This window comes from Shewanella sp. MBTL60-007, from assembly GCF_019654915.1.
Classification (GTDB): Bacteria; Pseudomonadota; Gammaproteobacteria; order Enterobacterales; family Shewanellaceae; genus Shewanella.
The window spans coordinates 1-15,312 of the sequence record NZ_BPET01000052.1 but is presented as its reverse complement, the minus strand read 5'-3'; the positions used below and the strand labels follow the sequence as shown (position 1 = coordinate 15,312).

Annotated in this window: 10 protein-coding genes; 4 read left to right on the top strand and 6 right to left on the bottom strand. The window is 43.9% G+C overall.

Features of this window, described 5'->3' with window-relative positions:
* The first annotated feature begins 6 nt into the window (after positions 1–6).
* Positions 7–489 (top strand): hypothetical protein, encoded by a 483-nt coding sequence (locus tag K5Q92_RS18015; RefSeq protein WP_220770273.1) that lies wholly within the window; start codon positions 7–9, stop codon positions 487–489.
* Positions 490–757: 268 nt separating this feature from the next.
* On the top strand, positions 758–2,113 hold the full coding sequence (gene gorA, locus K5Q92_RS18010) for a glutathione-disulfide reductase (protein WP_220770272.1): 1,356 nt from the start codon (positions 758–760) through the stop codon (positions 2,111–2,113).
* A gap of 100 nt (positions 2,114–2,213) precedes the next feature.
* On the opposite strand, the gene K5Q92_RS18005 is transcribed toward gorA, so the two are convergent.
* Both K5Q92_RS18005 and K5Q92_RS18000 read right to left on the bottom strand, forming a co-directional pair.
* Positions 2,214–4,166, bottom strand: a complete 1,953-nt coding sequence (locus K5Q92_RS18005) for a BCCT family transporter (RefSeq protein ID WP_220770271.1) — start codon at positions 4,164–4,166, stop codon at positions 2,214–2,216.
* Positions 4,167–4,668: 502 nt separating this feature from the next.
* Positions 4,669–5,769 (bottom strand): NADH:flavin oxidoreductase, encoded by a 1,101-nt coding sequence (locus tag K5Q92_RS18000; RefSeq protein ID WP_220770270.1) that lies wholly within the window; start codon positions 5,767–5,769, stop codon positions 4,669–4,671.
* 878 nt (positions 5,770–6,647) lie between these two features.
* Between K5Q92_RS18000 and K5Q92_RS17995 the strand changes: the two genes are divergently transcribed.
* Positions 6,648–11,492: a S8 family serine peptidase gene (locus K5Q92_RS17995; RefSeq protein WP_259649621.1), complete on the top strand. Its 4,845-nt coding sequence runs from the start codon at positions 6,648–6,650 to the stop codon at positions 11,490–11,492.
* Positions 11,493–11,831: 339 nt separating this feature from the next.
* Positions 11,832–12,917 carry a hypothetical protein gene (locus tag K5Q92_RS17990; protein WP_220770268.1) on the top strand — a complete coding sequence of 362 codons (1,086 nt, stop codon included), beginning with the start codon at positions 11,832–11,834 and terminating at the stop codon, positions 12,915–12,917.
* Positions 12,918–13,177: 260 nt separating this feature from the next.
* On the opposite strand, the gene K5Q92_RS17985 is transcribed toward K5Q92_RS17990, so the two are convergent.
* From K5Q92_RS17985 to K5Q92_RS17975, 4 genes are all read right to left on the bottom strand, one after another.
* Positions 13,178–13,333: a hypothetical protein gene (locus K5Q92_RS17985; protein ID WP_220770267.1), complete on the bottom strand. Its 156-nt coding sequence runs from the start codon at positions 13,331–13,333 to the stop codon at positions 13,178–13,180.
* A gap of 66 nt (positions 13,334–13,399) precedes the next feature.
* Complete coding sequence (locus tag K5Q92_RS24285) at positions 13,400–13,528, bottom strand: hypothetical protein (RefSeq protein ID WP_259649620.1); 129 nt, start codon at positions 13,526–13,528, stop codon at positions 13,400–13,402.
* A 350-nt stretch (positions 13,529–13,878) separates the two neighbouring features.
* Complete coding sequence (gene lepB, locus K5Q92_RS17980) at positions 13,879–14,619, bottom strand: signal peptidase I (protein ID WP_220770266.1); 741 nt, start codon at positions 14,617–14,619, stop codon at positions 13,879–13,881.
* A gap of 25 nt (positions 14,620–14,644) precedes the next feature.
* Positions 14,645–14,830, bottom strand: coding sequence for a hypothetical protein (locus K5Q92_RS17975; RefSeq protein WP_220770265.1), 186 nt, complete (start codon positions 14,828–14,830; stop codon positions 14,645–14,647).
* Between the last annotated feature and the right edge of the window lie 482 nt (positions 14,831–15,312).

Genomic DNA, 15,312 nt, shown 5'->3' with positions numbered 1-15,312 from the left:
CAGGGAATGTTACTTCTATCGCGCTTAATTTTAGTCACGCTCATTATCGTTTATAGCCAGCTCAGTTATAGCCACGACCCCGATAGCCCAACACTAGAGCTAGGTAGCGCGCTAAACGATAAGGGGCAACCGCTCGAACTTCCCGACCAGCCTAAGAGCAGCTTGAATTATTCACCGCCTCCCATTGAAGACTCCAAGCAATCATTAACACAGTCCCGCGTGACAAAAGACAGTCCGCATAAGAAAGCCAAACCTAAGAGTCGTAAACAACAGCTCGTCAGTCGCAGCAGCGTAGCCAACGACCCAGGTTGTCGCTGGCTTAACGCTCGCATGAACAGTCTAGAGCGCCAGATTAGCTCAGGGGTTAACTCACGCAATCGCCATTACCAGCAAGAACTCAAAATTCGACAAGATGAATGGGAGTGTATGAAATGCGGTGCAGAAGGCCCTGCTCAAAGTGACCATGCAGCCTGTCAGTACAGGCGTTAAAGTCAGTCTCTTGATAATAGCCATCGGACTAAGCCTGTGGTTTATGGTTAATAGTTAAAGTGTTCTAACTGATAATTTATGGGGCTAGCTGGATTAAAAAATTCCCTCTACAATGGCTTGATCTTGAACTGGCTAAAGCCAAATTGTTAATTCGTCATGGATTGTTCGTCTTTTTCGGGCAACCAACGTCTTAAGCATAATTATCGCAATAAAGGCGGCCTTACTTTCAACCTTTATTGCACAGTTCGCAACTTTATTGGAGATACACATGGCTCAACATTTTGATTATATCTGTCTTGGTGCGGGTAGCGGCGGTATTGCATCGGCTAACAGAGCGGCCATGCGTGGCGCCAAAGTACTACTTATCGAAGCGAAAGAGCTAGGCGGCACCTGTGTTAACGTAGGTTGTGTACCGAAAAAAGTAATGTGGTACGGAGCACAAGTAGCTGAAGCCATGCACCTTTATGCTAAAGATTATGGTTTCGATGTCACTGTGAATAAGTTTGACTGGAGCACGCTTGTAGCCAGCCGTGAAGCTTATATCGGCCGTATCCATGGCTCTTACGACCGTGGCTTAGAAAGCAATGGCGTTACCTTAGTTCGCGGCTACGGTCGCTTCGTCGATAGCCGCACCATAGAAGTGAACGGCGAACACTACACTGCTGATAATATCTTGATCGCCACTGGCGGTGCCGCCACAATCCCGAACATTCCCGGTGCCGAGTACGGTATCGATTCTGATGGCTTTTTCGCTCTTGCGGAGCAACCTAAGCGCGTAGCTGTAATTGGCGCGGGTTACATCGCTGTCGAAGTCGCCGGTGTACTGCAAGCACTAGGTAGCGATACTCACCTATTTGTTCGTAAACATGCACCACTGCGTAACTTCGACCCAATGTTGAGTGAAGCACTGATGGAGTCAATGGCGACAGAAGGCCCAACACTGCACACCCATAGCATCCCTGAGTCGGTCACCAAAAATAGCGATGGCAGTCTTACTCTTAAGATTGAAAATGGTGAGAGCTACGAAGTTGATTGCTTAATTTGGGCGATTGGTCGCCAACCATCAACTGGCAACATTGGTCTTGAAAATACCAAGGTTGAGCTAGATGCCAAGGGCTATGTAATCACCGATGAGCAACAAAACACCACAGACCAAGGGATCTATTGTGTCGGCGATATCATGGCGGGCGGTGTAGAGCTCACGCCAGTAGCCGTTAAAGCGGGTCGTTTGTTATCGGAACGACTATTTAACGGCATGACAGATGCCAAGATGGATTACAGCTGCATTCCAACCGTAGTATTTAGCCACCCAGCTATCGGCACCATGGGTTTAACCGAACCAGAAGCTAAGGCTGAGTACGGTGAAGAGAACGTGACCGTGTACACCTCAGGTTTCACTTCTATGTACACCGCAGTCACCGCACACCGTCAGGCTTGTAAAATGAAACTTATCTGCGCTGGCGACAATCAGAAAGTCGTGGGTATTCACGGTATCGGTTATGGTATGGATGAAATTCTGCAGGGCTTCGGCGTGGCAATGAAGATGGGAGCAACTAAGGCTGATTTCGATGCGGTAGTGGCTATCCATCCAACGGGTGCCGAAGAGTTTGTCACTATGAGGTAATCACTTGATTACCAATCAATTTTCAATAAAAAAAGCCGCTAAATAAGCGGCTTTTTTGTGTTTATAGTTAATCCTTTATCAAGCATTAGCCATTAAACGATTAGCTAGACGTATTCAGTCTCGATTGAATAGCCTGCTTAACCTCTTCATGAGCTAATAACGCCTCTTCCTCTTCCTTGCTACGCATCAATGCATCGAAAGCTACGCGCGCTTCTTGAGCCAATTCAGACGCCGCAAGCTTAGCTTCTTTAGCTTTCATAGACTCATCAGTTAGCTGTTGTAGCTTTTCCAGAATCTCATCAGGCGCATCACCTAAGTCAACGCTTGATTCACCACGTGCTAACGCCTCTTTACGCAATTGCTTTTTAAGCATCCAGATTGCATCGTTAGCTTCACGCTCAAGGTTAGCCGCATCGATGGCGTTATCACGTAATAGCTCAAAGCGTGCCAGTGCTTGACCCTCTTTACTCCAAGGGTCGACGTCAGGTAGATCTGAAATATTGATAACAGGATCCACATAGTCATCTTGATGGCTTAAGTCTAACGTCGCCGCTTTAACACCAGAGATCATCAGCATCACAGCAATAACCAATAGCGGCAAGCCACCGACAATCGCCGCAGTTTGCAATGTGGCTAAACCACCCATAAACATCAATGCCGACGGCATAAACGATAAGGCAAACGCCCAGAATAGTCGGTTCCAACGCATAGGATCATCAGTCACGTTAGTTTGTACAACCGATGCTAAAATATAAGAGATTGAGTCAAAGGTCGTCGCAGTGAAAATCACACATAACAGGGTAAACAGTGCGATGATCAGCGTGCTAAAAGGTAACTGCTCTAACGTTGCGAAAATAGCACGAGTCGCGCCCTCAGTATTAAGGATATTCACCACATCTAACTGACCAGATAGCTGTAGAGAAAGACCATAGTTACCCAAAATGATGAAGTACATTGAACAGCCAAGCGAGCCGAAGAATACCGCACCAGACACCATCTGCTTGATCGTTCTACCACGAGAGATACGTGCAACGAACAGCCCCATGCTAGGTGCAAACACTAACCACCACGCCCAGTAGAAAATCGTCCAGTCTTGTGGAAAGTGAGTATCGGCAAACGTGCCTAAACCACCAAACGGTTCTGCCCAAGTCGCCATCACAAAGAAGTTAGATAGCATACGGCCAATTGAGTCTAGACCTGTTTCCAACATGAAGATCGTTGGACCACAAACAAGCACAAACAGCAGTAAACCTAAGGCGCCCCAGAAGTTGATGTTACTTAAGATCTTAATGCCTTTATCCATGCCCATATAAGCAGAATAGGCAAAGATTGCTGTACATAGCATCAACACGCCAATTTGGCTGCCAGTGGTGGTAGGGATATCGAATAGGTAACTGATACCTTCGTTGATCAACGGAGCCGCTAGACCTAAGGTCGTTGCCGCGCCCCCCAATAAACCGAAGATAAACAGAATATCGATAAACTTACCTAGCTTACCAAAGCTGTTTGCTTCACCGATAACTGGCATCAACGCCGCAGAAACCTTAAGTACTGGTTGCTTACGAACATAGAAGAAGTAAGCAATTGGGATCGCAGGGATCATATAGATACACCAGGCGATAGGCCCCCAGTGGAACAGGCCATAAGTCGCCGCCCAGCGTACGGCTTCTTCACTACCAGGCTCTAACTGAAATGGTGGGTTTTGATAATAGTAAGCCCACTCGATCGTGCCCCAATACAAGATACTTGCGCCAATACCACCACAGAACAGCATCGCAGCCCAAGACGCAAGTGCAAACTCTGGCTTTTCATCAGGATCACCGAGTTTAATCTGACCAATATCAGAGAAGACGATATAGATCATGAAGAAGAACGCCGCTAAACCCAGACCTAAATAAGCAAAACCTAACTTATCTGTCATAAATGTTTTAGCTACTGCAATCCACTCTGCGCCTTCAGCGGGAAACACTAGTAGGGGGATAACGACTGCAAGCAGTAATATTAACGCGCCGATAAATGTCGGCTTATCGATAAGCTCGAAGTGTTTTTTCATTTTTTTTGTCCGCAACAACTAAATACAGATTTAATCAAGTACACACCACAAGAGCCCGTCTGCGCAAAAGAACAGATGGGTTTTATACTAAGTAGAAGAGTATGAATATTGTGTGTGAACGGTTTTTTTTGTAAAGCTAATAACACCCGAAAGTTGCCCAGATTACGATTAATATGGACTTAGGATAAAATAATGTTAACCGGGCTTGCTGTCGACAAACTTATCTCTCGAATCAATCAAAGTTGTGATGCAAATCTCACATGTAAAAAGGTAAAAAATCCCTAAGGGTTATTAATGCAGCAAAACTAGGCTAAACGCCTTTCTAGCGGCGTTTGTGGGTCATTTTGTCCATAAATGAGTTTGCACTAAATGTCAGCAATTTTACATTGCGGTTTTTGGGGGGGAACCCAGAGGTATCGATGGCAATGACTAAAGATAAAAAGAGAGCAAAACTGTAGATGTTGGCACAATAGCAATCGTGCCAACCGTCGCGATAACAAGCCTAAGCAGCGTTACGCTTTTTATATACCACGCAAAAATTACCGCGCTTAGTACGACACTTAGAGCAGCGTTCACAATCCACTTCAGCCTTACTGCCGTCCAGCCATCGCTTAACTAAGTGTGGCTCTGCGAGTAATGGCCGTGACAATGCAAAAAAGTCGATATTAGTGGTATCGGCAAGCTCTTCGATAGCGCAAATATCGGCAAGCCCGCCAACGGTAATAACTGGCACCTTCACCTCTTGGCTGATCACCGCGCCGTATTCACGGAAGTAACCTTCACTTTGAATGGTATAACCATCAAATGATTCGCCAACTAGGGTATTTGCATTACCGTGAATGTTGCCAGAGATAATAATCGCATCAACGCCAACCGATTCCAGCTTCTTACAGATGCTACGGGTCTCGTCGAAAGTTAAGCCGCCGTCGAAAAACTCAGAGGCTGTTAGCTTGACTAAGATCGGGTAATCATCACCAACCAACTTACGGATCTCAGTATAAATCTCCAACAAAAAGCGCATACGGTTCTCAAGGCTGCCACCGTATTCATCTTCACGCTGATTATAATATGGGCTTAAGAATTGGTTAATAAGATAAGTATGCGCGGCATGGATCTCAACACCATCAAAGCCTGATTGTTGGGCACGATAACTCGCCGCGGCAAACGCCTTAACAATGTAATCGATCTCGGCTTTAGTCATTGCCTTACCCATGGTCTGGGTACCACGCTCGGCGATGGCACTCGGTGCGAAAATCACGCGTTCGCCCACATTGTAAGTGGTCTTAGTGCCACCATAAGCCAGCTGCATGACGATTTTCGAATCATAGCCATGTACCAACTCAGTCAGCTTTTGGTACTCGGCGATAAACGAGTCGTCATATATACCCATCATACCCGCGTTAGGCTTTTCTTCAGCAACAATGTTAGCGTAGCCAGTAACAATCAGCCCAACCTCCCCTTTGGCAAGTTCTTCATACACTGAGTACAACTTGTCAGTCATATGGCCTGTTTCGGTTGCCATATTTTCCCAAGTTGCGCTTCTTACAAAGCGGTTTTTTAGTGTCATGTTGCCAATACGGGCGGGTGAAAACAAAGTGCTCAAGTGCAATCCTCTTAAAATCTTATTCAGCTCTTGCCAACCAAGTTAGCAAGCAACAAAAACAGCAGGCGCAGGATCCTACGCGCAAAATATAAGAAATTCCTTAAGCTAGGTTCAGCTTTTGCCAATTAATGGAGCAATACAATTTAGGAAATGAGAAATGCGGCAGGGGAATGGTTTCCTAGACGCTATAGATAGCAACTGCTAAGTTAGCGCAAAATAAGCAATTACAACTAAAAAAGCGCCAAATATTGCACCTGTTATAAATGCAATCTGCTTAGCGTTACCTTTTAAAAAACGAATCATAAAGTCCCTTTTTAATATCATTAAAATTATGAACAGACTTCATTAGCAATCAACTTAGGTTGACCAAAGAACGTCTATATAGTGCTCTCTGCGGAGCAAAAAAAATCTTTTTAGTTAAGACGTTATAAGTGGCTAACAAGTACAGCTAACCAAGGCATAAGTACCACTGTTAGCGAAGTACTACTTTGACTAACCTAGAACGTCCATATATGTCCATGGTTCATACACGCTGTAGAGTCAACTAAGCGAGCAGCGCCTTTTTGTTACACTTTGTAACACATCAAGCAACTTAATATACTGATTTAAAGAAGAAATTAAGCATAAACAAGTTGTGAATTTATCAAAAACAGCCTCAAACCTTAATTCCCCCCTTTAATGTCAATTACATCAATCAATTAGCATATCACTATGACTACACTTCAAAAAACAATTGTAATATTTTAGTTGCGAACTTGTAACCAAAAGGTAACCAAAGCAATATGAAGAATAATCATACGCTAGGACGGCGAACGGTAGTTGCTAGCTTAACAGCCTTATATTTAGGCGGACTAAGCAGCGCTATAGCAGATCCTACAATGCACACAAAAGATAAGTCTGGCTTTTATATACCAACCTTTACTGCAGAGGATGTCGCTAAAATCGATGCAGAATATAAGGCATCACTACAAGGCGATATTTTTGTCGGCAATCCAGGCCAAAAAAATCAACGCATTCGCACCCCTAACCCGACAAATATCTTTAAACCCACGCCAGGGATTACTGGAAAACAGACCTATATTGTTCAGCTAGATAACGAGCCACTAGCCACCTATTCTGGAGACATTCAGGGCTTTGCAGCCACTAAGGCGCCAAATAATAGATCTATGATCGCCAAAGGTCGAGTTAGCATTAACACTCAAAATGCAAAAGCTTACCAATCATTCTTACAAGAAAAGCAAGTGAACTTCATTAGTCGCGCCCGCCAAGCTGGTGCCAATGCTGAGATTACACGCCAACTAACCATTGCAAACAATGCCATTGTTGTTGAAATGACTGAGTCTGATGCTGCACGCATGGCTACTCAATCTGGGGTAAAACACATTAGCCTTGAACGTGTAATGCAATTAAACACGGATAGAGGCCCAAGTTTTATAGATACTCCAGCCCTATGGAATGGCACAACTGAGGCAGGTGTCAGTGTTAAGGGTGAAGGTATGATCGTCGGCATTATCGATACCGGTATTAACACCGATCATATCGCATTTGCTGATGATGAAGACTACGCCAAAAGTAATCCGCTTGGGGCCAATAACTTTATTGGTGACTGTCAGGCTGAGCCAAGCTTATGTAATAACAAACTAATCGGTGTGCGCTCATACTCAGAAATTACCGATATCTATAAAGCACCAGAGTTTCAAGAATACGAATGGCAAGAAAATATGATCCGCCCCGCCAATGGTGAGGATTATAATGGCCACGGTTCTCATACCGCTAGCACCACTGCGGGTAACAGCTTAGTTGATACCCCACTGCAAGCGCCGGGACTTGGGCCTACCAGTGATGGGACAGATTTACCCTTCAACTTTGACTCCACCTCTGGAGTCGCGCCACGAGCTCATATTATCTCTTATCAAGTGTGTTGGCCAGGTGGCGGTGGTGACCCTTACGCGGGTTGTCCTGAATCCGCTATCCTATCGGCCATCGAAGATGCCATTGCCGATGGCGTAGACAGCATTAACTTCTCTATTGGTGGTGCTGAGCAGCTACCATGGACAGATCCGATTGAGCTAGCATTTTTATCCGCACGCGAAGCAGGTATTAACGTTGCCGCAGCCGCAGGCAACGCTGGTTCATTTTGGAGCGCCGACCATTCATCACCTTGGTTAACAAGCGTTGGGGCAACAACTCACGACCGCGTACTCGACTCAGGCAATAAGACTCTGGGTAGCTTTGAGGGCGTGAGTACACCTTGGCAAGATATCGAAGGTAAAAGTTACTCAGGTGGCATTACTGGTGAGGTTGTACTCGCGGCTAACTTCCCAGATCCGAACCTAGATGATGCATATGGCCCTGAAAAATGTAATGTTCCTTTCCCAGCAGATACATTCACGGCTGATCAGATTGTTTTATGTGAGCGCGGTGATATCGCCCGCACGGATAAAGCAGTGAATGTTGCAGCAGGTGGTGCCGGTGGCATTATTTTACAGAATGTAGATTGGCAAATAGATAACATAGCGGCTGACCCATTTGTCATTCCGGGCATTCATGTCGCTTATTCAAACCGCTGGAGTTTACAAGGCTGGATCAACGCCAGTGAAGCCGCTGGTGTACCGGCAATGGCGACGATTTCTGACTTTAGCAACGACTACCAACTCATAGCAGAAGAAGGCAGCAAAATTGCACCGTTTAGTTCTATGGGACCAAGTAAAACCAATAATTCCTTAGTACCAAACTTGAGTGCGCCAGGTGTTAGCATCTATGCCGCAAACGCGGACGATCAACCTTTCACCAATTACCCGGCCCCTTCTGACTGGACCTTTATGAGCGGTACCTCAATGGCAACGCCGCATGTCACTGGCGCCATGACCCTGCTTAGTCAGTTAAACCCTCAGTGGACACCAGCAGAAGTGCAATCAGCACTGATGATGACCGCGGGCGATGTGCTTATTGAAACCTATGAAGGCTTTGTTAACCCTGTTTACAACTTTATGGCTGGTTCAGGTAACATCAATGTTGCACGTGCGGCAGATACTGGCCTCGTAATGGATGAAACCATTGAAAACTACCGCCAAGCCGATCCATCAAATGGCGGCTTAGTCAGCTGGCTTAACACACCCGCTATGGTTGATATGCAATGTGAACAAACCTGCCGCTGGATGCGTACAGTAACTGCAACTAAAAATGGTGAGTGGCAAGCGACCCCTGAAAGCTATGACCCAAATCTAGAGATCAGTGTCGAACCAGCCAGCTTTAACCTTAATACAGGCGAAAGCCAAACCCTGATCATTACCGCTAAGGTGCCTGGGTTAATTGAGCACAAGGTTAACCCTGGTGGGCCAGACGAAGCCTGGGACAACGTAGTCAATAACTACACCCTGTTTGATGGCCGTCTCAACATTACTGAAATTAATAACAATGCACCGGATGTACGCTTGCCTATTTCTGTAGGTAGCTTATCTGAGCAAATGCCAACCCATATCGACCTTGACATCAGTAGAGATAAAGGGGCTGAAACTGTTAGCTTAAATACCGACAGCTACAGCGAATTAACCCCTAGATTCTATGGTCCTGTCGTACCAGAAACTTATGATGCCATTCTCGAAGCAGTGCCACCTTTCATTGATGATTATTACATTGAAAAGGGTTGGAAAATTGAGCTTATCAATGTACCGGAAAATACCAAGCGTTTAGTGGTTGAAGTTCAAGGTACTGAGTTTGTCAGCAACGCTGATGAAGCCGCACCAAGATACAATAAGATGTTCCCATACATCATGGTCGGCTTAGATAAAAACGATAATCAAGGCTTTAAGCCTGTGGATAGCTTAGACTCGTACGAAATGAAGCAGGAGTATGACCAAGAGCTAGTTTGCTTATCCACAAGCCAAGCTGAAAACAACTATTGTAGTATCGAAAACCCACAACCAGGTAACTACTGGGTTGCCACTGCTATGGCTTATGGCTATGGACTAGTAACTACCACAACAGGTTATGCGGTTATCACTGAAGACAGTGATAAAGGTCAACTCAGCTTAACCGGTCCTGCAAGCCACGATGGGGCTGGGAATTATGATCTCGAACTGCAATGGGATATCCCTGACACACAGAAAGGCGATGTTTTCTATGCAGGCATGGATCTAGGTGCAGGCCCAGGTGCCGAAGGTAGCTTTGGCTTTAGTGCTATCAATATTCGTCGTGGTAACGATGCAGTTAACTGGAGCGTAAGTCAAGATAGTGCCCGTGCCATGGATGTTATCGACATTAGCCTAAACCTTACGCCTAACTTAGAAAGCCAAGAGCGTGATTATGTAGTGGATATTCAGCTGCCAGAGGGTATGCGCTTATTAACCGAAAGTGTAACCAGCAACAATGCTGCCATTGCCACAGCAATTGAGGTAAGCGATAACCATTTAAGTCTGCTTGGCACCCAGTTAAAAGGTCGCGATATCAAGCGTGAGTATAAGGTTACAACCAATTTATCTGACGCAACCTGTAAGACTCCTATGATTGATGAGGCTTCCACGGGAGGTTATATCGATCTGTTTGGTGAGTTTTCCCTGCAACCAAATGCGGACTGGTTAATCGGTGACGGCAGCGTTAGCTATGATGTCCCTATCGACTGGTTATTCTACAAAGAAAATGCAGAGTTTAAGATGTATAACCAGCTCAATGGCGGCTTTATGCGCATCCACCCTGTCGGTGCCCTGCAGTTTAACCCTGGCTATTGGAATATGTACTGGCATAAAGGCCCTGGTTTCTTAATGGAAGCGTTAGCGCCATTCTGGCGTGGCACTTTCACCATGGACTATAAGCGTCACTGGGAAGACCCTATCGGCTTAACCATAGCTAACCAGTACAAAGAAGAAAGACCAGATCTAGGCGACTTAGTATTTATGGAGTTCGATAACGTCACCGACAGCCAAAGCGGAGAGACCTTCGATTTCCAAACCATCCTGCGCAGTGGCTATGACGACAATGAAGGTATGTATGAAATCATCTATGCCTATGACAACCTTGGTGCGAATGTTCGCGAAGGAGCTGTATTCATTGAAGGATTTGACAGTGCATGGGCAAGAGATGCTGGTCCTAAAGAGGGCTTACTCTATAAATTACTGGGCTTCGACAATCTCGATGAAATACTGGAAGATGACTTAGTCGTATGTTTTGACTATGTCGGCCCAGAGCAAACAGAGGTTAAAGTTGAGTTCAAAGCTGCAGTTGCACCAGAGGCCACGGGCAAGACTCTGGATATCACCTTAGATTACGATCTACAGGGTGGCGAACCAACCAGCCTAAGCCATAGCATCACTGTTAACGGTAACATTAACCTAGCCGAAATCGCGAACATGAGTGTTAATGAGAACGAGCGTTTAGACGATATAAAGGTAACTTATATTGATGCAGACAAAGTGCCTAACACCATTGAAGTGACAGGTGAAAACATCACTACTGAAGTTGATGGTAATCAGTTTAACTTGATACCAGATGCCGACTTCCACGGTGAAACCGTGGTTAACGTGACAGTGCGTGATAGCTTGCAACCTACCGATATGGCAACCACCAGCTTTATACTGACGGTTATCTCGGATGGTATCGAGCCTGCGCCCGAGCCAGAAACTCCAGCCCCTGAGGCAGAGCAGGAAGAAAAATCTGGTGGTGCGCTTGGCGCACTATTGCTCACCCTGTTGCCATTAGCGTATATACGCCGTAAGCGTATGCACTAATCACACAATATTAGCCATCATATGGCTTAACGTAAGAAACCGGGCCTTGCCCGGTTTCTTTTTTCTAGTTAACAATCAAACTCAATAAGAGTGTGCAAACACCATCATTTATAGAAAGTCCCCACGAGATTGCACACCAAAAAAATATCAACATGGCTCAAAGATAAAACCAAGGCTCCCCGAAAAAATATCTATCCGAAAAAGAATAGCAAACAAGAGTTTATCTAATAGCAGAACGCTTTGATTTTTAAGCCATAACCCGCTAATGTGTCGCCTAAAATTAAGGCCTATTACTCAACCTAGTTGACGCCTTTTCAATCACTCTCAGAGACAAACCCTATGTACACTCGGATTTTGCCCTGTATTTTAATTTCATTGATTTCAAGCTTTGCTTTACCCGCATTCGCAGCTAATGATCTAAGCGGGATCTGGCAAGGCACCCTAGGCAAAAGCAAAATCCGCGTCTGCTTTAATGAATACGGCACTGGCAGTTATTACTATCAGCGCTATCTCACCCCAATCAGACTCGAGCAAGTCGATAACCATTGGCAAGAAGACAAGCAAACTGGCTTCTGGCAGTTTGACAGTAGCAGTGAACAACAACTTATTGGCCGTTGGTTTAAGACTGAGCCAACTCAAAATCAGTCAGCTAAATCGTTAACCATTAAGCTTGAACGCCAAATCAGCCCTGATGGCATCAATGATTGCAGCAGCGATGCCTACAACCTGCCGTTAGAAACCGCGCCTAAACTCCGCCATGGAAAGTGGCAGCAGTTTGACAATACTGACGCTGAGCAAGCCAGCACCAACAAAACTCACACCAGCCCACTAAGCTACCGCCAACTGACATATGGCGCAGAACTCGGCCTCGAGCTTAAAGGTGAGCAAGCAGGCATACCTGCTATTAACCAGTGGCTCAAGCAAAAGCTGACTAGCAAAGAACAATTTGCCGAAACTATTGAAACCCGCCGCAGAATGCTAGCGCGAGTCGGCCAGCCAATCGCAGACGAAACCGGAGCTGAAATCGATTTTATTAACCAACATTGGCTTAGCGTACGATTTTACCGCTGGGCAGCAGGTTATGGCGCTGGCGGCATAAGCCGCACCTATACCAGTTTTAACCTAAACGATGGCCAAGCATTCACCCCATGGCAATGGTTTAGAAGCGACGCCCCTCTTGACCAAATGCGTCACCAACTGCCAGATGCTCTGCGCGAAAAGCTATTTTCCGATATGGAAGTGTATGAGGACTGTGACAACTCAGACGGCTCAGGCTATTTTTACCTAACACTCAGCCCAAAAGGCATCGAGCTATGGGAGACACCGAACGGCAGCGGCTGCGAAAACGAATTCACCCTCAGCCCAAAAGAGGCGATACCGTTCGCCACTGAGTACGGAAAGAGTCAGCTTAAGCTGATGGAGTGATACCCATATTGAGTCAAATAGTGGAGCCTCAAAGTGGTCTTTAAATCCTGTTTAAATCAACTAAAAGGTTCCAATACCAGCTCTACTGTTATTCACTGAATAGATATAAGCCTATCGAAAAGCATAGACACATCTATTCTTAGGCAGCAATTGAAACGTATTCTCAGTTAACCCTCGTTTAATATTCTGTAATTTGGCGACTTAACGTTATGTTTGCCTAAGTACTGAAGTGGCTCAATGAAAACCCCAAAAGTTAATATCTAACCAGCTGTTTTTCTGAAAAAATTATAAAATAATGTAACAAAAAAACTCAAAAAGAATACTCTGTAAATATCAATCTCCCCTCCCTCAACCATCAACTCATAAATAAAAGAGCCAAAAAAAGCCCCTAAAAAAACTGACAAAGTAGAATTCATTAAGCCCCCTATTTATTAAGTTTAAGAACATAAGAGCTAAACTTTAGCTTAGCTCCTGTTCAAAGATTAACGGTTAACGCCAGTGCTGGTATGGTCTAGCGGAATTAGTACTCCAGGTAGCCCAAGCTCTAAATGCTGAGTTAATACCTTCTGAGCCACCAATTGAATCGTAAATGTAATTTCCGATAATCCCACCAGAAACTCCACCTAGAAACGCCCAACCACACCATTAACTTTTTCAACTTCCTTCATTGTTAGTTCTTTGCATAATATCTTCCTTAAATTAGACTGTTTAACTTTATGTTTGCCTAAGTGATTAATAACTCGATGAGACTAATTAAACATTAAACGGCTGACCAAAGACACAGTTTCCCGCTAAAGTTACCGCATCCTTGCTTTTAACCGATACAGTATTTAGCTATTTTCGCCCCCAATACTCCATCGTTTAAAGCTCTTTTATCCTTTATATTTGCATGAGCTAAAAACTCACTACTTTTATCAAACACAACTTGATTGTTTTACTCGTTAAATGAACTCTAAGGATGCTAGAAATAAATCACACGAGAATTCTTAGACACCTTATAGATTGCAACAGCCGTGATGCTACTCCTATCTACCAAGCCAAAAAAGCGTGAATCATAACTATCAAACTTATTTTCGCCTAAAAGATAGTACTCATCGCCCTTTAATTCTATATTCTCAATATGAATGCAGTCTGACTGACTTCTATGCTCTTCGTAAAATGACTTACCATTTATATACACATCAAAATCACATACAAAGATACTATCGTCAGGCAGCCCAGCTACTCTTTTATTGACGTTTATAACTCCATTCCCATTCTGATTAACAACATTTAAAGCTGTAACAATATCACCTCGTTCAATGTTAATCCCCGTAGTTTTATACATAACAACATCCCCTACCTCTAACGTAGGAGTCATTGATTGGCTTATAACCTCCCCCAAATAATAACCAAATATCACTGGCATTTTATTTTTAATAATTGAAAACCAGCAGACAAATAAACAAACAAACAAAACTACAGGTAAAGTTACACTTTTAAAAAACTTAACTAGAAAAAACAATAGCAATAGTGAACTGACTGGAAGTAACTTAACAAATAAATCAATTCGTTCAAAGTATCTAGGCAAGTCAAAGGCTATAATAACAATGGTATTAATAATAAAAAAAATAAACACAAAAAAAACAATCATCCATATTTTTTTGAAGCTCATCTTAATCCTTACTTTCACACTGTTAACAAGAGGTAAAGATAACCACACCTTACCTCCTGTCAATTATATAAACTTACAGTATTCTGTCACAGGTTGGGAACCAAGAGCTTCCACCTGTTTGATACCCGTACTGAAGCCCCATTTGATGATCATTAATACGGCTCAAGTAACCAAGCCAACTGCCACCTCCATTAACAGCCTGTAATTCGGCAACCGTCAACTCTTCTAATTTTGTTTTTTGCTCTAATTTTTGCTGCATAATATCTTCCTTAATTTAAACTGCTTAACGTTATGTTTGCCTAAGTGCTTAGCGGCTCGATGAGAGTTACTAGACCTTAAGCGACTGACTAAGGGCACGGTTTCCCGCTAAAGTTGTCGCGCCCTTGCTTTTAACCAATACAATGCTTTGCTGTTTTGAGCATCACACCCCATCGGTTAAAATTTCTTTTTCCAATTTTAACTTTTTGCTACGCCATTCTAAACAATTACCGAATCTTATCTTTCGCGCATACTTAATCAACATTAAGTAACAACGCTACCAATCTGGAATCAAACATCTAAGATTAGATAAAATTTTAGTTCAACCTAAAAAACGCCTAACTTAATGATATTCACCAAACTGCAAATATTGAATTACAAAATAATCAACACAATAGAGACAAGCATTAAAACAAGACCAATAAAACTAAAAACATTAAACTTGAACACATCAGAATTTAAAGACATACTTGATGATAAAAA